The 18,702-nt window shown below is 70.8% G+C and carries 21 protein-coding genes; 8 read left to right on the top strand and 13 right to left on the bottom strand.

The genetic code is table 11. The features are described from left to right. Positions 1-3: 3 nt before the first annotated feature. The 3 genes from FH608_RS05970 to FH608_RS05980 all read right to left on the bottom strand — a co-directional run bounded on the left by FH608_RS05970 (position 4) and on the right by FH608_RS05980 (position 2,726). Positions 4-642 carry a response regulator gene (locus FH608_RS05970; protein ID WP_226899048.1) on the bottom strand — a complete coding sequence of 213 codons (639 nt, stop codon included), beginning with the start codon at positions 640-642 and terminating at the stop codon, positions 4-6. Further along, entirely contained in the window at positions 633-1,793 is a 1,161-nt protein-coding gene (locus tag FH608_RS05975) for a sensor histidine kinase (protein ID WP_139629243.1), read from the bottom strand. Before FH608_RS05975 ends, FH608_RS05970 begins: the two co-directional genes overlap by 10 nt. Positions 1,794-1,856: 63 nt before the next feature. Next, positions 1,857-2,726, bottom strand: coding sequence for an alpha/beta hydrolase (locus FH608_RS05980; RefSeq protein WP_139629244.1), 870 nt, complete (start codon positions 2,724-2,726; stop codon positions 1,857-1,859). A 66-nt stretch (positions 2,727-2,792) separates the two neighbouring features. On the opposite strand from FH608_RS05980, the gene FH608_RS05985 reads away from it, so the two are divergent. From FH608_RS05985 to FH608_RS05995, 3 genes are all read left to right on the top strand, one after another. Then, positions 2,793-3,179, top strand: coding sequence for a hypothetical protein (locus FH608_RS05985; RefSeq protein WP_139629245.1), 387 nt, complete (start codon positions 2,793-2,795; stop codon positions 3,177-3,179). Positions 3,180-3,181: 2 nt separating this feature from the next. Continuing rightward, entirely contained in the window at positions 3,182-3,568 is a 387-nt protein-coding gene (locus tag FH608_RS05990) for a hypothetical protein (protein ID WP_139629246.1), read from the top strand. A 139-nt stretch (positions 3,569-3,707) separates the two neighbouring features. Next, positions 3,708-5,045 (top strand): hypothetical protein, encoded by a 1,338-nt coding sequence (locus tag FH608_RS05995; RefSeq protein WP_139629247.1) that lies wholly within the window; start codon positions 3,708-3,710, stop codon positions 5,043-5,045. Between the two features lie 88 nt (positions 5,046-5,133). Here FH608_RS05995 and FH608_RS06000 read toward each other — a convergent pair whose 3' ends face one another. Beyond that, the gene (locus FH608_RS06000; RefSeq protein WP_139629249.1) at positions 5,134-5,562 is read right to left on the bottom strand and encodes a protein-tyrosine phosphatase family protein; all 429 of its coding nucleotides are present in this window, start codon (positions 5,560-5,562) and stop codon (positions 5,134-5,136) included. 115 nt (positions 5,563-5,677) lie between these two features. Continuing rightward, positions 5,678-6,343 carry a GntR family transcriptional regulator gene (locus FH608_RS06005; RefSeq protein WP_139629251.1) on the bottom strand — a complete coding sequence of 222 codons (666 nt, stop codon included), beginning with the start codon at positions 6,341-6,343 and terminating at the stop codon, positions 5,678-5,680. A gap of 111 nt (positions 6,344-6,454) precedes the next feature. On the opposite strand from FH608_RS06005, the gene FH608_RS06010 reads away from it, so the two are divergent. Then, positions 6,455-7,399, top strand: coding sequence for a threonine ammonia-lyase (locus FH608_RS06010; RefSeq protein WP_139629253.1), 945 nt, complete (start codon positions 6,455-6,457; stop codon positions 7,397-7,399). A 606-nt stretch (positions 7,400-8,005) separates the two neighbouring features. After that, a complete protein-coding gene (locus FH608_RS06015) occupies positions 8,006-8,872 on the top strand; it encodes a hypothetical protein (protein ID WP_139629254.1) in 867 nt (288 codons plus the stop codon). A 702-nt stretch (positions 8,873-9,574) separates the two neighbouring features. Here the strand turns inward: FH608_RS06015 and FH608_RS06020 are convergent. Next, on the bottom strand, positions 9,575-10,819 hold the full coding sequence (locus FH608_RS06020) for a glycoside hydrolase family 16 protein (RefSeq protein ID WP_139629256.1): 1,245 nt from the start codon (positions 10,817-10,819) through the stop codon (positions 9,575-9,577). A 126-nt stretch (positions 10,820-10,945) separates the two neighbouring features. Next, positions 10,946-11,107, bottom strand: a complete 162-nt coding sequence (locus tag FH608_RS51280) for a hypothetical protein (protein ID WP_153260709.1) — start codon at positions 11,105-11,107, stop codon at positions 10,946-10,948. On the opposite strand from FH608_RS51280, the gene FH608_RS06025 reads away from it, so the two are divergent. After that, the gene (locus FH608_RS06025) at positions 11,106-11,993 is read left to right on the top strand and encodes a M23 family metallopeptidase (RefSeq protein ID WP_139629258.1); all 888 of its coding nucleotides are present in this window, start codon (positions 11,106-11,108) and stop codon (positions 11,991-11,993) included. The two genes, FH608_RS51280 and FH608_RS06025, sit on opposite strands and share 2 nt — an antisense overlap. Positions 11,994-12,075: 82 nt before the next feature. On the opposite strand, the gene ehuA is transcribed toward FH608_RS06025, so the two are convergent. From ehuA to ehuB, 4 genes are read right to left on the bottom strand one after another with little or no spacing between them, the layout of a single operon-like run. Continuing rightward, complete coding sequence (gene ehuA, locus FH608_RS06030) at positions 12,076-12,837, bottom strand: ectoine/hydroxyectoine ABC transporter ATP-binding protein EhuA (RefSeq protein WP_139629887.1); 762 nt, start codon at positions 12,835-12,837, stop codon at positions 12,076-12,078. A gap of 34 nt (positions 12,838-12,871) precedes the next feature. Next, positions 12,872-13,525 (bottom strand): ectoine/hydroxyectoine ABC transporter permease subunit EhuD, encoded by a 654-nt coding sequence (gene ehuD / locus FH608_RS06035; RefSeq protein ID WP_139629260.1) that lies wholly within the window; start codon positions 13,523-13,525, stop codon positions 12,872-12,874. Next, on the bottom strand, positions 13,522-14,253 hold the full coding sequence (gene ehuC, locus FH608_RS06040; protein WP_226899050.1) for an ectoine/hydroxyectoine ABC transporter permease subunit EhuC: 732 nt from the start codon (positions 14,251-14,253) through the stop codon (positions 13,522-13,524). The genes ehuD and ehuC overlap by 4 nt, the downstream gene beginning before the upstream one ends. A 7-nt stretch (positions 14,254-14,260) precedes the next feature. After that, the gene (gene ehuB / locus FH608_RS06045; RefSeq protein ID WP_139629262.1) at positions 14,261-15,196 is read right to left on the bottom strand and encodes an ectoine/hydroxyectoine ABC transporter substrate-binding protein EhuB; all 936 of its coding nucleotides are present in this window, start codon (positions 15,194-15,196) and stop codon (positions 14,261-14,263) included. Positions 15,197-15,721: 525 nt separating this feature from the next. Between ehuB and FH608_RS06050 the strand changes: the two genes are divergently transcribed. Beyond that, positions 15,722-16,309, top strand: coding sequence for a hypothetical protein (locus FH608_RS06050; protein WP_139629264.1), 588 nt, complete (start codon positions 15,722-15,724; stop codon positions 16,307-16,309). 13 nt (positions 16,310-16,322) lie between these two features. On the opposite strand, the gene FH608_RS06055 is transcribed toward FH608_RS06050, so the two are convergent. Then, entirely contained in the window at positions 16,323-16,988 is a 666-nt protein-coding gene (locus FH608_RS06055; RefSeq protein WP_139629266.1) for an HNH endonuclease family protein, read from the bottom strand. Positions 16,989-17,141: 153 nt separating this feature from the next. After that, on the bottom strand, positions 17,142-17,657 hold the full coding sequence (locus tag FH608_RS06060; protein ID WP_226899051.1) for a CGNR zinc finger domain-containing protein: 516 nt from the start codon (positions 17,655-17,657) through the stop codon (positions 17,142-17,144). A gap of 118 nt (positions 17,658-17,775) precedes the next feature. Here FH608_RS06060 and FH608_RS06065 point away from each other — a divergent pair, with 118 nt between their 5' ends. Continuing rightward, positions 17,776-18,639 (top strand): SCO6745 family protein, encoded by an 864-nt coding sequence (locus tag FH608_RS06065; RefSeq protein WP_139629269.1) that lies wholly within the window; start codon positions 17,776-17,778, stop codon positions 18,637-18,639. The last annotated feature ends 63 nt before the right edge of the window (positions 18,640-18,702 follow it).

The following is an 18,702-nucleotide window of genomic DNA, read 5'->3' on the forward strand; positions in this document are numbered from 1 at the left end:
GCGTCACCTGAGGTAGGCCAGCACTGCGAGCACCCTCCGGTGCCCGTCGGACTCGGGCGGCAGGTCGAGCTTGGCGAAGATGTTGGCGATGTGCTTGGCCACGGCCGCCTCGGTGACGAACAGCTCCTTGGCGATCGACGCGTTCGTGCGCCCCTCGGCGATCAGGCCGAGCACCTGCTGCTCGCGCGGCGTGAGCCGGGCGAGGGGGTCGCGCCGGCGTCTCAGCAGCTGGCGCACCACCTCGGGGTCCACGACCGTGCCGCCCCCGGCCACCCGGTCGAGCGCCTCGACGAACTCGCGTACGTCACCTATGCGGTCTTTGAGCAGGTAGCCGATGCCCGCGCCGTCGCCCGACTCCAGCAGCTCGGCCGCGTAGGTCTGCTCGACGTACTGGCTGAGCACCAGCACCGCCAGGTGCGGGTCGCGCGCGCGCAGCTCCAGCGCGGCCCGCAGCCCCTCGTCGGCGAAGCCGGGCGGCATGCGCACGTCGGTCACCACGGCGTCGGGGCGGTGCTCGCCGACGGCGGCGACCAGCGCGGGCGCGTCGCCGACCTGGGCGACCACGCTGTGGCCGAAGCGTTCGAGCAGCCCGGCCAGGCCTTCCCGCAGCAGCACGGCGTCCTCGGCGATCACTACCCGCACGGGATCTCCACTCGTATCAGGGTCGGCCCTCCGGCCGGGCTGGACAGGGACAGTCTTCCGCCGACCACGGACAGCCGGTCGGCCAGCCCGGTCAGCCCCGTGCCGCCGCCCGGGTCGGCGCCGCCCACGCCGTCGTCGTACACCTCGACGACCAGCGTGCCGCCCTCCACCCGCGCGGTGACGGCGGCCGCGGTCGCCCGGCTGTGCTTGGCCAGGTTCGCCAGGGCCTCGCTGACCACGTAGTACGCGGTGACCTCCACGGGCGCGGGCAACCGGCCGTCCAGCTCCACGCGTACGTCGACCGGCACGGGCGAGCGCCCCGCCACGTCGCGGACCGCCGCGCCCAGCCCCCGGTCGGTGAGCACCTGCGAGTGCACGCCCCTGATCAGCTCGCGCAGCTCGGCCAGCGCCTGCTTGGCCTCGCCGTGCGCCCGCCCGACCAGTTGCGCGGCCGACGAGTCGTCCGGCAAATCCAGCCTGGCCAGGCCGAGCGTCATCGACAGAGAGACCAGCCGCTGCTGCGCGCCGTCGTGCAGGTCACGCTCGATCCTGCGGCGCTCCACCTCGAACGCGTCCACCAGCCTCGCCCGTGACCGCAGCACCTCGGCCAGTTCCGAGCCCTGCGGCGCGAGCACCGCGCGCACCATCGCGCCTCTGGCGCCGCCCCAGGCGGTGATCGTGTACGCGGCGACCGGCAGCAGCAGCACGCCCGCCACGCTCGCCGCGGTGGCGATCTGCCACGCCGTGGTGGGCTGGACGACCGGCGAGAGGATGAGGACCACGGGGCCGGCGACCGTGAAGGCCAGCATGATCAGGTCGATCCACCACAGCGCGAGCACCGTCATGATCGCCACCCCGGCCTCACGCCTGCGCCGGTCCGGCACCTCCGGCAGCGGCACGCCGTCCACCAGCCGCAGCCGCCGCCGCTCGAACCAGGCGACGAGGGGCACGCTCAACGCCAGCACGACCGGCACCGCGAGCAGGCCGAGCGGCACCGTGGCGAGCGCCACCGTGGCGAGCGCCACCGCGACGGCGGCCACCCCGGGGACGGCACTGCCGAGCAGGTACGCCGCCGAGCGCCACGGCCAGGCGGAGCCGAGGAAGGTCATCGGCCGCTGCGTGAGCGCCTCCAGCGCGGTCCTGTCGAGCACTCTCCGACGGTATCCGCTGGTGGGAGGGTGGTCAGTAGTGCTGGGTCTACCTCGTGTGGGGGCTCATTTGCCCAGGAATTTGGCCAGGACGGGCGCGAACGCCTTCGCGTCGACCAGGTGCGGCTGGCCCTCGACGGTCTCGCGTACGGCGCCGGGGACGTGCGCGGCGATCGCGTCCGCGGCGGCGCCGGAGATGCGCGCGGCCATCGAGCCTGAGGTGTGCGCGGCGATCGAGCCCGCGGCGGCGGCGCGCACGCCGGTCGGACCCGCGTCGTGGCGGGGCTCGCCCCAGGCCACAGGACGGCTTCCCGTCCCGCAGGTGGCCACCAGCGTCGGGCAGGCGATCCGGGCCAGCCGCTCGGCCGGCGGCCGGCCGTCGCCCAGGCAGGCGGCGTCGTACGCGAGCGTCGGCGCCAGGGCCTCCATGCGCGGCCATTCCGGCGACTCGCGGGCCTGCTCCACCATCTCGTCCGTGGCGCCCGCCGACACCATGAACAGCGCGAACGCGTCGCCGCGGCGCCCATCGGCCAGCAGCGCGCGCAGCCGCTCGACGTAGGAGAGCCAGCCGGGCTCCATCGCGTACGGCACCTCGTACACCGCCAGCCTCGCGATCGACAGCCCCGCGGCGGCGGCTTCGAGCGCGAGCGCGCCGCCCGACGAGGCCCCGAACACGTGAGCCGCGCCGCCCGCCGCCTCGATGAGCGCGGCGATGTCCTCGATCTCGCGCTCGACCGCGTACGGGAGGGTGTCGCCGCTGTCGCCCCGGCCGCGCCGGTCGTAGGTGTAGACGGTGAACCGGTCGGCCAGCTCCTGCGCGAGCTGCGCGTTCGCGGAGCGGTCGGCCGCGGCTCCGCCGACGAGGATGATCGCCGGGCCGTCGCCGAGGCGGTCGTAGGCGATGGAAGTGCCGTCTTTCGCCGTGACGCGGTGCATGTGGACTCCTCCGGAGTCTCGCTGAGTGACTGTCGGCGGCGGCGTTACAGGACTACCGTCGTGCGTATGGCGATGCCCATTCCATCACGGCGGAATTCCGTGGACAACGACAAAGCCTCCGACACCCCCGCCCCACCGTCGTGGCCCATGTCCGCTCCCCGGATTTCTCCCGGAGAGCGGACAGAGGAAACCGCATCAATCATCGTGAATTTAGACAAAGCGACGCTTGATGCCATTCAGCAGAAGGCCCGCTCGGATGGCCGTATGATTTCCGACGTGATTCGCGCGGCGGTGGAGCGCGAAGTCGGCAACATGACCCACGCCACCATCCTCATCCAGCGCTGGAACCTGCAGCGCGAAGACCTGGACCGCGCGGCCGACGCGCTTCAGGTGGACCGGATCTCCGACGACGTGATGCGCGGGCTCGGCCTGCATCGGAATCAAGAGGACTGACCATGCTGCCTGGGCGCGTTCTCGATGTGGGAGCGCTCGTCGACATAGCGGTCGCCAAGACCAACCATTCGCGCAGCATCGCGGCGCTGTGCCTTTACCGGGGCGGCGGGCTGTGCATTCCCGCGACCGCCCTGACGCTGGTCTATTCGATCGTGCCGCTCGCCACCAAGGTCGAACTCTTCGATCTGATCAGCAGCCCCGCCGTACAGGTCGACGACCTCACGGCGGGAAAGGTGCCGGACGTCGCGGAAATCCTCGACGGGTCGGGCGACATCGCGGCGGGGCACGTGATTTTATGCGCGCGGGCCACCCGGTGGCCGATCCTGACGGACCGCCCCGACATCCTGCGCAACCTCGACCCGGGAATCCTCGTGGACCCGCTGCCCTGACACCCTGGCGAGTCGCCCGGCCTCTGCCACGGCGTCCGGGCCTCGCCCGGGTCGGCGGTCCGATCGGTGTCCGAAACACCCACTATTGTGGGGGCTCCTATTGTGAAGGGGCCCGGACACACGAGGAAGCGGATCCACCTTGGCTCATCGCGCCCTGGTCATCGCCATGTTGCCCGCGATCGCGCTGCGACTGCTCGCCGTGCTCGGTTTCCCGCCGTCGATCCTCTTCTTCGGCGACTCGTTCGCGTTCCTGCGCGAGGAGCTTGCCCCCGGCACCACCCGGCCCTCCGGCTACTCGCTGCTCCTCGCGGTGCTCCGCCCCGCGCACAGCCTCACCCTGGTGACGGTCCTGCAGCACCTGCTGATGCTGGGGCTCGCGGTGGCGGTGTACGCGCTGCTGCGCCGCCGCGGCCTGCCGGGCTGGGGCGCGGCCCTGCTGGTCACGCCGCTGCTGTACGACGAGTTCCTCATCCTGCTCGAGCACATGATCATGGCGGACGCGGTCTTCATCGTGCTGGTCACGGTCGCGATCCTGCTCGTGATCTGGCGCGTCACCCCCGCCACGGCCGCCACCGGGGGCCTGCTGCTCGGCCTGGCCGGCATCACGAGGACGGTCGGCCTGCCGCTGCTGATCCTGACGGCCGCGTACCTGCTGATCAGGAGGTACGGCTGGCGTCCGATCGTGGCGCTGCTGGTGGCGGGCGCCATCCCGCTGGGCGCGTACGCGACGTGGACGAAGGCCGAGAAGGGCAAGTTCGCGCTCACCGAGGCCGACGGGAACTTCCTGTGGTCCAGGACCATGAGCTTCGCCGACTGCTCGGTGATCAAACCGCCCGAGCGGCTGGCCGTGCTCTGCCCGAACATGCCGGTGGGGCAGCGCCCGTACCCGCCGCACTGGTTGTGGGAGAGCTTCTCGCCGCTGCTCAAGGTGCCGGGGACGGCCCACCGCAACCAGCTCGCCGGGGAGTTCGCCAGGCAGGCCATCCTGGCGCAGCCCGGCGACTACCTCGCGGCGGTAGCGACCGACCTGACGCAGCTGCTGCGCTGGGAGCGTACGGCTGTGGACGAGAAGACGCCGTACAAGTTCCCCTCCGACGAGCGCCCGCTCAACAAGTCCGTACGGGGGATCGCGGAGTCGTACGAGGGGGGACCGGCCGCCACCAGGGTCGTGGAGCCGCTCGCGGGATGGCTGCGGGCGTACCAGCGCTTCGGGTACGTGCCGTTCCCCCTGCTCATGCTGGCCCTGGTCGGCGTGCTCGCAGCCGCGCTGGTGCGGCGCCGGTGGGACGCGCTGCTGCCCGGGGTGGCGGCGCTCGCGCTGGTCGTGTCGCCGCCGTTCCTCGCCGCGTTCGACGTGCGGTACGTGATCCCGGCGATCCCGCTGATCTGCCTGGCCGCCGGACTCACCCTGGGCACCCGCTCACCGTCGCGCACGGAGTCGCCCGAGACGGCCAGGGAGCCGCTCAACGTGACCTGACGGTTGGGCGTGCGCCCCGACTCCGGAACCGCGGTGCGAGGCTCTCGTACCGGGCAGCCGGGATCCGCCGCGACCTGAAGCCGGGCGCCTACGTGAAGCGGGCGACGAAGCGGCGCTGCCAGGGGGTCTCCACGGCGTGTGGCGAGTAGTGCTCGCGCACGTACGCGACGGCCTGGTCGGCCGGCACCCCGTCGAGCACGGCCAGGCAAGCCAACGCCGTGCCCGTGCGCCCGCGCCCGCCACCGCAGGCGACCTCGACCCGCTCGGACTCGGAGCGGGCCCACGCCTCCCGCAAGGCGACGGCGGCCGCGTCACGGTCGGACGGCAGCCGGAAGTCGGGCCAGCGCAACCACCGATGCTCCCACTCGAAGGGCGAGGGACGGCGCCCCAGCAGGTAGAGGCCGAACGCCGGCCGCGGACCCTCCGGCAGCGGCCGCCTCAGGCCCCGCCCGCGTACGAGCCGGCCGGAGGGCAGCCGCAGCACCCCCTCGGCGCCGGGATTCCAAGTCTCGGTCATGCGTGGCAGCGTAGCCAGCGCCCTCGAACCGGCGTACCCCATTCCGCTGCCGGCTGACTGCGGCAGCGGTATCGACCTTCGTATACGACGCTGCCGGCCAGGCAGCCACTTGCGGCTATTCCTGGGTGAGCCAGGTCAGCACCAGCTCCATGCTCTCCCGCCAGTGCTCCTCCACCATCTCCGCCGCGTGCGTGAAGTCGCGGGCCACGACGGCGGCGAGGATCTCGCGGTGCTGCTGGTTGACGGCGTCGCGGGAGCGGACCTCGCGCATGAACGTCAGCTCGTAACGCGACAGGTTGACCCGGAGCTGGGTGGTGAGCGACACGAGATGCTGGTTTCGCGAGGCGGCCACCAGCACTCCGTGCCAGACGGTGTCGAGCCGCCAGCGTCGCACCGCGTCGTCGCAGCCCGCCAGTTCGTCGAGCGTGCGGTGCAGGGTGTCCATCGCCGCGGCGTCCGGGGCGTGGGCGGTGCGGAGGGCCAGGCCCTCCAGCGCGCCGAGGATCGGGTAGAGCTCGGTGACCTCCCGGCGGTCCAGCGCCCTGACGGTGAAACCCCTGGCCAGGGCGGACGACAGCACCCCCTCTGACTCCAGCCTGAGCAGGGCCTCGCGGATCGGGGTGCGGGACACCTGCAGCACGCGACTCAGCGCGGCCTCCGTGATGGAGGATCCCGGCGGATAGTGCCCGGACAGGATGGAATCGACGATCCGGGCGTACACCGCCTCGCGTAGCGGCTCGTTGCGCTGGATCGCCTGCGGGGCTGGGTCGGGAGAGCTCATCGGTGGTCGCGGACTTCCGTCGTGGCGTCTGCGCCCGGCACTCCCGAGCGCACGCCTAGCGTATCGGTGCCACAGGCCGATCGCCGCCGAAAAACGTATACGATAGGCGATGTGAAAACCCCTGGCCTGTCGCTCGACAGCATCGAGCAAGCGAGCGAGCTCATCGATCCCTCCTTCCTCCACACCCCGCAATACGTCCATTCCGGGCTTTCCCGGCGGCTGGGCCGCGACATCGCGGTCAAGGTCGAGACGCTCAACCCGATCGGCTCGTTCAAGGGCCGCGGCGCCGACCACTTCATGCGCAGCCTGCCGCCCGGGCGGCAGGTGGTTTGCGCGTCCGCGGGCAACTTCGGCCAGGCCATCGCCTACGCGGCCAGGGCCCGCCAGATCGGCGTGACGGTCTTCGCGGCGACCACCGCCAACCAGGCGAAGGTCGCCGCGATGCGTGACCTGGGCGCGCGGGTCGAGCTTGCCGGCGCCGACTTCGACGCGGCCAAGGCCGAGGCGCGGGCATACGCCGACCGGCATCCGGAGTGCCTGTTCGTGGAGGACGGCGACGATCCGCGCATCGCCGAGGGCGCCGGCACCATCGCCGTGGAGCTGGCCCCGATGGACGTCGGCACTCTGCTGGTGCCCGTCGGCAACGGCGCCCTGATCAGCGGGATCGGCTGCTGGATGAAGGCCCGCTCGCCACGCACCAGGATCGTGGGCGTGTGCGCCGCCGCGGCCCCGGCGATGGCGCACAGCTGGCGCGAGGGCCGGCCCGTGCCGTCCCAGGAGGCGGCGACCATGGCCGACGGCATCGCCGTCCGCGAGCCCGTCCCGGCGGCCGTCGACTGGATGCGCGACTACGTGGACGACGTCGTCATGGTGCCGGAGGAAGCGATCCTGCGGGCGGTTCACGTCGTACGCGACACGCTGGGGCTACTGGTCGAGCCGTCCGGCGCGGTGGGCGTCGCGGGGGCGCTCCAGCACGACTTCGCCGACGGGCCCTTGGCGACGATCATCACGGGCGGCAACCTGTCCGACGCTTTCCGGGCGGAGCTCACGTCGTAGCAGGGGGCCCGGAAAGGGCGCCCAGATCAGGCACACAGCCGTAGCGCCGACCCACACGCCGGCGTGTCGGCGTGTCGGCGCGGGGGCGCGGGGGCGCGGCGATGCAGAGGCGGAGGGCGCGGCGATGCAGCGGTGCGGCGATGCGGGGGGCGCAGCGGCGCGGGGCACAGGGCGACGGCCGGTGCGAAGACGCGGCGGCGCGGCGGCGCGGGGGCGCTGCGATGCGAGGCGACGACCGGGGCGGAGACGCGAAGGCGCAGAGACGCGGCGGCACGGGGCGCAGGAGCGAAGACGCAGCGGCGCGGCGATGCGGGGCGACGGTGCGGGGGCGCGGGGTGACGGCAGGTGCGGAGGCACGGAGGCACGGCGATGCGGCGGTGCGTGGCGACGGCCGGTGCGGGGCGCGGAGGTGCGGTGGGGCGGGGGGCATGGCGGTGCGGAGGCGTGAAGTGGGGGTGGCCGGGAGGCGGCATCCCTGACTCCTGGGCCTCCAGCTTTCTGACACCGAAATGTGGAAATTCTGGTGACAGGTAGTGAACTGTCCCTCATCCTTTGTTATGGTCGCTCCTCGTCCGGAATTGGGACAACCTTTACCTGAGGAGAATCATGAGGACCCCGAGAATCGTCGCCCTCACCACCGCTGTGGCGGCGGCGGCCGCGCCCATGCTGGCTCTCGCGTCCCCAGCGATCGCCGAACAGCGCACCACCACCACCGCGACCACCGTCCAGAGCGGCCCTCTGGACTGGCTGACCTACACCCTCAACGCGACCCAGCAGCTCGACCGCGTCAAGAAGCTGCTGGGCACCGGCTACGTCCCCCAGGCGTTGAGCGTCTCCAACGCGGCCAACCCGCAGTACCTGTCCGTCTGGGTCAAGGACGCCACCCGTAAGGTGAACGTCCTCCAGGGCCTGTCCACGACGGACCTGCAGAAGCGCATCGCCGAGCAGCTGAAGCTCGGCTACCAGCCCACCGCGATCACCGGCACCGGCTCGGGCGCGAGCACCGTCTTCGCGGCGGTCTTCGAGAAGACGACCCAGAAGGTCCAGTCCAAGCTGGCCATGACCAAGGACACCTTCGCGAAGGTCAACGCCCAGCTCAGCGCCGCCGGCTTCGGCGTCGCCTCGCTCGACGTGTACGGCACGGTCGAGAAGCCGCTCTATGCCGCCGTGTGGGTGGCCGGTGCCGCCACGGGCGCCGTGAAGGTGTCCATCGGCCAGACCGTGGAGGAGCGCGGCAAGGAGCTGCTGACCATGGCGCGGCAGGGCCTGCGCCCCGTCGTCATGGCCGTCGAGCCGGGCAACCTCATCACCACCGTGTGGAGCAAGGGCAGCACGGCCGGGCTGAAGGAGTACCTGAACCTGTCGCAGGTGTCCTACACGCTGAAGTCCACCCAGCTCAAGGCGCTGGGATACCAGCCCACGATCGTGGACACGGAGGGCGGCCGCATCTCGTCCATCTGGAGCAAGGGCTGAGCTGATCAGGCCCTGACAGCCGCACGCCTCCTGGGCCGACTCGTGTGAAGGCTCGTATGCCGCTGGGTTGTGGGTGGGCGGCGGCGGGCAAGTCGGATTGTTGGAAGGTGGGCGGCGTGCAAGTCACTTGTTGGGGTGCGCCGCGTGCAAGTCACTTGTTGGGGGTGGGCGGCGTGCAGGTCGCTTGTTGGGGGTGACCCGCGTGTCGCTCGTTGGGTCGCATGTCACCTCGCCCTCCCGGAGTCGCATGTCGCCCGTATCGCCCCGTCAAGGGTCTTCCCGCGCCCCATCGAGCGTCTTCGACGCCTCGTCCCCGTCTTGCAGCGCCTTGTCGCCTGTCCCCTGACGCCTCGTCCCCCGTCTGACGGCGCCTCGTCGCTCGTCTGGCAGCGTCTCGTCGCGCGTCCTACTGACGTTTCGTCGTGAGTCTTAAGACGTCTCGTCGTGGGTCGGATGTCACGGCTCTGCCGGCGCTGCTCCCTCCCGTTTTCCCCGCTCCTCTCCCGGGGGAAGCTCGTGCGGTGGGCGGGGTGGCGCGGAAGAGGGGGAGGCGCGCCGGTGGCCGCCCGTCGGCGCCCCCAGGTCATGGCCTTGGGCCTGGGGCGTCGACGGGCGGGCCGGTGGGCTGGGTGATGCCGGTGTGGGTGGGCTCCTGACCTGGGTGGGGCCCATTCCCAGACCTGGGGCGTTACGGGAGTGGGGTCAGGTGCGGGTCCAGCGTTGGTTGGCGCCGCCGGTGCAGTCCCAGATCTGGAGCCGGGTGCCGTTGGCCGAGCTGACCCCGGTCGCGTCAAGGCACTTGTTGGACTGCGGGTTGACGATCTGGCCCGTCCCCGAGTTGTAGGTCCACCGCTGCGCCCCCGTACCGTTGCAGTCGTACAACTGCACCTGCGCGCCGTTCGCCGTGGAGCCGCTGGTGACGTCCATGCACTTGCCGAGCGCGCGGACCGAGCCGTCGCTGTTCCACGTCCAGTTCTGGGCGGCGGTGCCGTTGCAGTCCCAGAGTTGTACGGCGGTGCCGTTGGCGGTGGCGGCGCCGGCGACGTCGACGCACTTGCCGCCGAAGCCGGTGATCCGGCCGCCGCCCGTGTCTCCGCTGGGCGGCGCGTAGACGCGGACGTAGTCGACGGTCATGGTCTGCGGGAACGTCGTGGACGCGTCGGGGTAGCCGGGCCAGTAGCCGCCGACCGCCACGTTCATGATCATGAAGAACGGGTGGTCGAAGACCCAGCGGTTGCCCCCGAGGTCGGCCGGCGTGCGGCGCTGGTATTCGACGCCGTCCACGTACCAGATGATGAGGTTCGGGGACCAGTCGACGGCGAAGGTGTGGAACGCGTCGGCGAAGGCGCCGGAGATCGAGTACGGGGCGCCGATGCCACCGGAGCCGGAGTAGCCGGGGCCGTGGATGGTGCCGTGTACGGTGCTGGGCTCGCGGCCGATGTTCTCCATGATGTCGATCTCGCCGCTGTTGGGCCAGCCGGCCGATCCGATGTCGTTGCCGAGCATCCAGAAGGCCGGCCAGATGCCCTGGCCGCGCGGCAGCTTCATGCGCGCCTCGAAGCGCCCGTAGGCCCGGGTGAAGGTGGCGGAGGTGAGCAGGCGGGCGGAGGTGTACTGGCAGGTGCCGTAATGGCACTGGTAGTTGGCCGGGTTCTCCCGGCGGGCGGTGATCACCAGGTTGCCTGAGCCGTCCATGGCGGCGTTGCGGGTGCTGTTGGTGTAGTACTGCTGCTCGTTGTTGCCCCAGCCGCTGCCGCCGATGTCGAATCGCCATTTCGACGAGTCGACGGCGCTGCCGGCGGCCCCGTTGAACTCGTCCGACCAGACGAGCGGGCCTGGGGCGGGAGCCGCGGCGGCGGTGCCGGCCATGGGGGCGACCAGCGCGATCATCGCGGCGAGAGCGGTACCGATGATGAGCAGGGCTCTGGAGCGGGGGGTGCTGACCATGTGGGTTACCTCATCGGATCCACGGATGGAGTTTTACGAAAACCTTCCGGCACGATCAGGGGCACTGTCAAGAGAGCGCTCTCTGCCCGAAATATCTCGATAAAACGCCGCAAGGCGGAGAGCGCTTCACAGGCTGCCGCACACCCGCTGTCCGCAGCGCGGGCTAGAAAATTTCATCTGCGCGACATTGATGAAAAGAAATTTCAGAGTTATGTTCACCATCACATCGATGATCTGGGCGCGCCACACCGTATCCCCCCATACGCACCTGTCCAGAGAGGTGAGCATGCCCCCCACCCCCACCTGGTCGAAGACCCTCACCGCCCTGTCACTCGCCTTAGCGACGACCCTCGTCCCCCTGGCCGCCTCGGCGCAGACCAGCAGCGCCGGCGTCCTCGCCGTGTCGCACAAGAGCCCGTTCAACTGCGGCAAGACGTTCTACGCCAACAACTGGACCCCCGGCCACAACCCGTCGGGTTCCATCGACTGGCAGAACTACGGCAGCGACGCCATCAACGGGGAGACCGTACGGGCCACCGCGGCGGGGACCGCGACCTTCCACGACGCGGGAAGCACCAGCTACGGCAAGTGGATCGAGATCACTCACGGTGACGGCACCAGGACCCGCTACGCGCACCTCGCCACCATGGTGCGGGCCGCCGGCGGCTCGATGACCGTCGGCCAGGGCACCGCGATCGGGACCGTCGGCTCGACGGGCGGCTCCACGGCGCCGCACCTGCACTACGAGCAGCGGACCTCGGGCGGCGCGATGGACACCAGCCCGACCGTGGACGGCGTGACCGTGTCCCTCGGCCAGAAGAAGGCCATCACCAGCTCCAACAACTGCGGCGGCAACCCCTACACCCCCGAAGAGGTCTGCGGCAGCGGCTACTCGGTCATCGACTCGGCCGGGCTCACCGGCGGCCGCACGTACCTGCTCTACAACTCCGGCAACGGCTACAACTGCGTCGTGACGATGAAGACGTCGAACGTCGGCACGCCGTCGTCCATGTCGGCGTTCCTGGAACCGCAGGGCGCGAGCAGGACCACCGACTCGGGCAGCTACGGCTACTACGCGGGCCCCGTCAAGCGCAGCGCGCCAGGCACCTGCGTCAGGTGGGGCGGCTCGGTCGGCAGCAGCTCGTACACCAGCCCCTTCGAGCACTGCGACTGAGCGGGGCCGAGCGGAGCTGAACCCAGCTGAACCCGGCTGAACACCCAGCTAGAGCACGGCGGGCGGCGCGCCCGCGGCTCCCTCAGGCGTTCAGTACGGCCTGCAGGAAGTCCCGGGTGCGCTGCTGCTCCGGCTCCGTGAAGATCTGCTCGGGCGGCCCCTCCTCGACGATCTGCCCCTGGTCGAACATGAGGACCCGGTGGGAGATGTCCCTGGCGAAGTTCATCTCGTGGGTGACGCACAGCAGGGTCAGGTTGCCCTGGTGGGCGATGTCGCGCAGGAGGTTCTGCACGCCGGAGACGAGTTCGGGGTCGAGCGCCGAGGTGACCTCGTCGAGCAGCAGCACCTCGGGTTCCATCGCGAGGGCCCGCGCGATGGCGACCCGCTGCTGCTGCCCGCCGGACAGCTGCGACGGGTGCGCCTGCGCCTTGTCGGCCAGGTCCACCATGTCCAGCAGCTCGCGCGCCTTCTCCTCCGCCTGCTCGCGCGGGACGCCGAGGGCGCGGACCGGCGCCTCGGTGATGTTGCGCAGGACGTTCATGTTCGGGAAGAGGTTGAACTGCTGGAACACCATGCCGATCTTCTTGCGGACCTGGCGCAGGTGGCGCTCGTCCGCGGGCACCTTCCGGTCGCCGCGCCGGACGTGGGAAAGGCATTCGCCGTCGACGTGGATGGTGCCGGAGGTGACCCGTTCGAGGGTCATCAGCAGGCGCAGGATCGTGGTCTTGCCCGACCCGCTCGGGCCGATCAGCGTGACGCGCTCGCCGGGTTTGACGTGGAAGTCCAGCTCGCGCAGGACCGTCACGTCGCCGAACCGCTTGACGACCTGGTCGAACCGGATCATCAGGGGCTCCTCGGCCTGGGTGCCGGGCTGGGTTTCAGGTGTCAAGGCGGCGCTCCATACGGCGGATGAGGATCGACGCGGGGATCGCGATGAGCAGGAAGAACAGGCCGGCGATGGTCATCGGCTCCAGGTAGCGGAAGCGTTCTGAGCCGAGCTCGCGGGCGAGTCCGATGACGTCGACGACGGTGATGACGGACAGCTGCGGAGACTCTTTGAAGATCGCGACGAGGTAGTTGCCGAGGGCGGGCAGCGACCGGCGTACGGCCTGCGGGAGGACGACGCTGATCCAGGTCCAGTGGCGCGGCAGGTTGAGGGCGATCGCCGCCTCCCACTGGCCCTTCGGGACCCCTTCGATGCCCGCCCGGTACACCTCGGAGGTGTAGGACGCGTAGTGCACGCCGAGCCCGATGATCCCGGTCGTCAGCGCGGTCATCCTGACCCCGAAGTCCGGCATCACGTAGTAGAGGACGAAGAGCTGCACCAGCAGCGGCGTGCTGCGGATGAACTCGCTGATCGCCCCCACCGGGCGGCTGATGTACGGCCGGCGCGAGCGGCGCAGCAGCGCCACGAAGAGCCCCAGGACGAAGGCGAGCACGGCCCCGCCGAGCGTCGCCTGGAAGGTGACGAGCAGACCCTGGGTGAGGAGCCCGGGGAGGATCTCCAGCGTCCAGTCCCAGTCCCAGATCATCGGGCCGCCTCCACTGCCGTCGCGGCCCGGCGCCGCGGTCTCTCACGGCCCACCACCCGGGCGGCCCGCCCTTCGACGAACCTCATCAACAACGTGATCAGGTACGAGAGCAGAAAGTAGATCGCCAGCAGCAGTGCGAAGACGATCAGCTGGTCGCTGCCGGAGTTGACCAGCAACCGGCCCTCGTAGGCCAGGTCGGCGACGGTGATGGCGGACAGCAGCGACGTCGCCTTGAGCAGTTCGATGAGCAGGTTGTTCATCGGGGGGACCATCTCGACGAACGCCTGCGGCAGCACGACGTACCGCATCCGCTGGAACGGCGAGAGGTTGAGCGCGACGGCGGCCTCCAGCTGGCCGCGCGGCACGGCGCGCACCGCGCCGCGCACGACCTCCGAGCCGTAGGCGCCGAGGTTGAGGCCGAGCGCGAGGATGCCGGCGAAGAGCTTGTCCAGCTGGAAGCCGGTGAGGAGGGGCATCGCGTAGAACAGCCAGAACAGCTGCACCAGCACCGAGGTGCCGCGGAAGAACTCCATGTAGACGCGGGCGGCGGCCCGCACGCCCCGGTGGCGCGAGGTCGCCATCAGCCCCACGGGCAGGGCGATGGCGATGGCGAGCACGGAGCCGCCGACGGCGCTCTGCAGCGTGATCACGGCCCCGTCGCACAGGAAGGGCATCGTCTCGCCGAGGGCGCCGGGCAGTTCCGCGCTGCACGGATTGATGGTGATCATGCTGGTGTCAGGAACCCGCGCACAGCTGTTGGGCGGTGAGCTTGGCGGCGTTGTCGACCTCGGTCTGGGTGAAGCCGAACTTCTCGATGATCGGCAGCACGCCCTTGGCGTCCTGCAGCTTCTTCAGCTCGGCGTTGAACGCCTGCAGGAGCGCGGTGTCGTTCTTGCGGAAGCCGTAGCCGCCGGCGCCGACCTGCTCCTTGCCGTCGACGACCGGGACGAACGACTCGGTCACCTCGAGCGCCTCGTCCGCGTACTGCTGCTGGAGGGTCCAGCGCAGCGAGACGGCGGTCAGCGCGATGGCGTCCACCCGGCCGGCGAGAATGCCCTTGAACGCGGCGTTCTGGTTGGGGAAGACCTTGATCTGGTCGCCCTTGACGCCGCCGCTCTCCGCGTACCCCTTCTCGACGGCGCCTTCGAGCACGCCGACCTTGGCGCCGCCCTTGGCGATGTCCTCGAAGCTGGTGATCTGCTTGGGGTTGCCCTTGGCCACCAGGAACGCGTTGGCGGCGGCGTAGTCGGGGTTGGAGAAGGCGATCTGCGCGCACCGCTCGGGGGTGATGAACATGCCGGCGGCGATGAAGTCGTACTGTCCGGACTGCAGCCCCGGGATCAGGGAGCCGAAGGAGTCGACGATCTGCGCCTCCAGGTTCTCCACGCCGAGCGCCTTGAAGATCACGCGGGCCACCTCGGGGGCCTCGCCGGTCAGGTTGCCGTCCTTGTCGCGGTAGCCGTACGGCTGCTCGTTGGCGATGCCGACCTTGATCGTGCCCGCCTGCTTGAACTTGGCGAGTGGGTCGGCCTCCACGCTGGCACCGGTGCTACCACCACCGTTGTCGACGCGGCTGCAACCGGCGATCAGGGCCGGGGCGCCGGCGAGCGCCGCCACGGTCAGTCCCGAGCTCTTGAAGAAATCCCGACGTGTCCAGCGGTGGGCCGTCACGCTTCGCTCCCGTTCGTCCCGATGTCGTTACCATGCTTGTCCGAGCGGATCTTCAGCAACGGGCGGACCTGCCGTTCCGCGCGTTCATCGGACCGGCGATGTGTTTCGCCAACATGTGCCCCGAACCTAGCGGACCGCCTCACGTGCCCTTTGGCGGCGATTTCGGGCGGCGATGTTTGAGGTACCGGGGCGACGGGGTAGGGCAGCAAGCTTGTCCGCTTCCTGGACGCCGTCACGGCTCGAAGACCTGTTGCGGTGATTGCAACATGGCGCTGACCAGGGTAAACGCGTCGACCAGCGCCGAGCCTCTGCCTTGCGGGAAAGCTTTCAGGATCGTCACGGAACGGTCGCGATCCGGGCACGGCACACCTGTGCCGATAAGAAATTTTGTGATCCGGCTTACGGGACATTGATGTCAACCTGTGACATGGGCAAACCCGCGTCCGGGCCGTCCAGGGGTCGCGTCAGGGCGATCCCCGGGCGAACCCTGATGCCCGTGCCGCCCCGCGAGATGAAGATCGTGGCATGAAAATCGCCAAGCTCGCCGCCGTCGCGGCACCGCTCCTCATGCTCGCGTACGGGATCATCCGGCTCGTCGGCCGGATGGACGGCGTGTACGGGCCCGGCCTCGACTGGCAGGCCGCCCACCTGGCCAACCTGGCCGGCCTGATCCTGTTCGTCCCGCTGGTGCTCGCCATCCGCCGCCTCCTCGCCCCCGGCTGGGTCAGGGAGGCCGTCGTGGTCGTCTCGCTGGTCGGCGCGGCGACCTCGATCGTGCAGTTCGTGGCCGACATCGTGGAGGGGCTGCTCGCGGCCGACAAGGCCGGCATGCGCGAGCTCAGCGCGCAGTTCCACTCCGTGCCCGGCGTCGATCTCGCCTTCTACCAGGTCGGCCCCCAGCTGCTGTACATCGGGATGATCGCGCTCACCGCGATGCTGGCCCGCGAGCGCACGCTGCCCTGGTGGAGCGTGGCCGTGGTGCTGGTCTCCAGCCTGCTGCCGCTGGCGACGCTGAACCTGATCCCGGTCAGCGCCGCCGGCTACCTGGTGGCGCTCGTCCCGCTGTGGCGCCCGCAGGAGCGGCAGGACACCGCCCGGCTCGCCACGAGCTGAGACGGGCACGGTTTCAGCAGGTACGGAGCATGTTGAGCAGGGCGACCCGCTCCCTGCGGGTCACGAAGAGCCGGTAGTGGTGCTTGACGGTGATCCACGAGGTGGCGTACCGGCACCAGTAGGCGCGGCGCTGCGGGCGCCAGCTCTGCGGGCCCTGGCCGCCCTTGGCGATGTTGGCGGAGTGGCTGACGGTGAGGAGTTCGGGGCGGGTGAGGTCGTTGGCGAAGGCCCGCCGCTTGGCCTTGCTCCAGCGCTTGGCGCCCGAGCGCCAGGCGTAGGCGAGCGGCACGACGTGATCGACGTCCACCTGCTTCTCGCTGGTGAGGCGCTTGCCGTCGTACGGGCTGTACCAGCTCCCCTTGACCGGATGGCAGGAGGCGTCGCGGCGCACCCGCCGCGCGTCGCGGGCCAGGACCGTCTCGCGGGTGCTGCACGTGCCCTTGTGATGCTCCCAACGAGGCTGGAACCGCTCGCGCTTGTAGCCGCGGATCGATAACGGCCGGGCGACCTTGAGCTGGGCCAGCATGCGCCGGGCGAGGGTCGCGGTCTCGGCCTGTGCTCGCTTGCGCGGTTCGGCCGCCGCCCGGGGGGCGGTGAGGGCGGCGGTGATCGGGATGACCACGAGAGAGAGCACGGCGACGTGGGCTGCCCGCCTCAGGGAGATCGTCTTTTGACCCATGCCCAGCGACATCCCCGCTCGTGACGGCGATAATCACGCCGCCCGGCGGCCGGGCGTCAGGCCGTCGGCACCGCCACGGTGACGCGATCGTCCGCCACCGTGACCACGCCGCTCGGGTATTCGCGCCGCATTCGCACCGAGGCGGTAAAGCCCTCAGAGCGAGCGGCCCGCGCGCCTGGCCCGGTAGGCGCTGGCCTTGGCGCGGTTCTGGCACGACAGGTCGCAGAAGCGCCGCGAGGCGTTGCGCGTCGTGTCGAAGAACACCAGCGAGCACTTCCCGGCCTGGCAGGCGCCGAGGCGGTCCGACTGGCCCACGCCGATGACCATGGCCAGTGCCGTGCCGATGTCCGCCGCCCAGGCGTCCACCAGCGGCGCGCCGGCCCGGTGGAAGGCGAGCACGAGCCTCTGGTCGGGGTGGCCGAGCAGGCTGGGCACCGCGCGGTGCCGGATCAGCAGGTCGTTGAGTCGCGTCGCGACCACCCGGATCTGATCGCCCGCGCCGAACACCGGCCGCAACTCGGCGGCGACCTCCGCCAGGCCGTCGGCGTCGGCGGCGGTGAACGGGCCGGACTCGGGCAGGCGGGCGCTGATCGCGGCGAGCCTCTCCTCGCCCGAGCGCGGCGGGGTGGTGGCCCGGCCGTGCGCGGTGGTGACGGCCAGACAGTTCACCAGCAGAACGGCCCGCTCCGCCCATCTGCCGACATAACTGTCTATTTCCTGTTGACCAGTGATGCGCCATGCCTCTATCGTCACCGTCATAACGTATCTAGACAGTGAGGATGTGTCGATGTCCGGGCAACTCGCACGGCAGATGTGGCATCAGATCGAGCCGGTGCACGCGACGGTGTACTTCAGCCCGCAGGCGTTCGAGGAGGCGGCGAAGCTCGGCTACGACGTCGAGTCACGCTGGCCCAGCTACTTCGCCTGGCGGGCGGCGCCGCTGGGCGCCGCGGGACCGCGGCTGGTGACCGCCATCTCCTACAGCTTCAGCCCCGCGATGATCTCCGGGTTCGTTCCCGCCATCTGGGCCACCGCGACGCCGCAGCAGGTGCTCGACGCCCGGTTGCGGGCGGTCGACCACACCCTCCGCGCGATGTTCGACGGGACGGACCAGCTGAAGGAGGCCGCCGAGCTGGCGATCCGGGCGGCGGAGAGCGCCGACCTCACCCACCGGCCGCTGGCCGCGGCCAACCTCGACCTGCCGTGGCCGGACGAGCCGCACCTCGCCCTGTGGCAGGCGTACACGGTGCTGCGCGAGCACCGCGGTGACGGCCACCTGACCGCGCTGCGCGCCGCCGGCCTGGACGGCTGCGAGGCGCTGGTCTCCTTCGCCGCCGTCGGGGCAGCGCCGGTCGCCAACTTCGCCGGGCGGGGCTGGAGCGACGAGGAGTGGGAGGCCGCGCGGGAACGGCTGGCCGGTCGCGGCCTCGTCGACGCGGACGGCACCGCCACCCCGGCCGGGCAGGCCCTGCGCGACCAGGTCGAGCGGCTCACCGACGAGCTGGCGGCCGGGCCGTGGCAGGCGCTGGGCGAGGCGGGGGCCGCGCGCCTGGCCGAGCTCAACCGGCCGCTGCTGGGCGCCGTGTTCGAGTCGGGCCTGCTGCCCATGACCAGCACCCTGGGCATCGGGACGGTACGCGTGCCCGAGTGACCGGACCCGTACCCGAGTGACAGGACGCGTCCCCCACCTGACGGGACGCGTGCCCGCGTGACC

The sequence above is a fragment of the Nonomuraea phyllanthi genome (assembly GCF_006334985.2).
In the GTDB taxonomy this organism is placed as follows: Bacteria; Actinomycetota; Actinomycetes; order Streptosporangiales; family Streptosporangiaceae; genus Nonomuraea; species Nonomuraea phyllanthi.

Bases quoted from the DNA above. Each gene is read 5' to 3' on its own strand.
- FH608_RS05990 (WP_139629246.1), top strand. From the start codon at position 3,182: ATGCTGCCTGGGCGCGTTCTCGATGTGGGAGCGCTCGTCGACATAGCG.
- FH608_RS05985 (WP_139629245.1), top strand. From the start codon at position 2,793: ATGGCGATGCCCATTCCATCACGGCGGAATTCCGTGGACAACGACAAA.
- ehuD (WP_139629260.1), bottom strand. From the start codon at position 13,525: ATGATCTGGGACTGGGACTGGACGCTGGAGATCCTCCCCGGGCTCCTC.
- FH608_RS05980 (WP_139629244.1), bottom strand. From the start codon at position 2,726: ATGCACCGCGTCACGGCGAAAGACGGCACTTCCATCGCCTACGACCGC.
- ehuC (WP_226899050.1), bottom strand. From the start codon at position 14,253: ATGATCACCATCAATCCGTGCAGCGCGGAACTGCCCGGCGCCCTCGGC.
- FH608_RS06055 (WP_139629266.1), bottom strand. From the start codon at position 16,988: ATGGGTCAAAAGACGATCTCCCTGAGGCGGGCAGCCCACGTCGCCGTG.
- FH608_RS06015 (WP_139629254.1), top strand. From the start codon at position 8,006: ATGAGGACCCCGAGAATCGTCGCCCTCACCACCGCTGTGGCGGCGGCG.
- FH608_RS06050 (WP_139629264.1), top strand. From the start codon at position 15,722: ATGAAAATCGCCAAGCTCGCCGCCGTCGCGGCACCGCTCCTCATGCTC.
- FH608_RS06020 (WP_139629256.1), bottom strand. From the start codon at position 10,819: ATGGTCAGCACCCCCCGCTCCAGAGCCCTGCTCATCATCGGTACCGCT.
- FH608_RS06005 (WP_139629251.1), bottom strand. From the start codon at position 6,343: ATGAGCTCTCCCGACCCAGCCCCGCAGGCGATCCAGCGCAACGAGCCG.
- FH608_RS06000 (WP_139629249.1), bottom strand. From the start codon at position 5,562: ATGACCGAGACTTGGAATCCCGGCGCCGAGGGGGTGCTGCGGCTGCCC.
- FH608_RS06025 (WP_139629258.1), top strand. From the start codon at position 11,106: ATGCCCCCCACCCCCACCTGGTCGAAGACCCTCACCGCCCTGTCACTC.
- FH608_RS06065 (WP_139629269.1), top strand. From the start codon at position 17,776: ATGTCCGGGCAACTCGCACGGCAGATGTGGCATCAGATCGAGCCGGTG.
- ehuA (WP_139629887.1), bottom strand. From the start codon at position 12,837: ATGATCCGGTTCGACCAGGTCGTCAAGCGGTTCGGCGACGTGACGGTC.
- FH608_RS51280 (WP_153260709.1), bottom strand. From the start codon at position 11,107: ATGCTCACCTCTCTGGACAGGTGCGTATGGGGGGATACGGTGTGGCGC.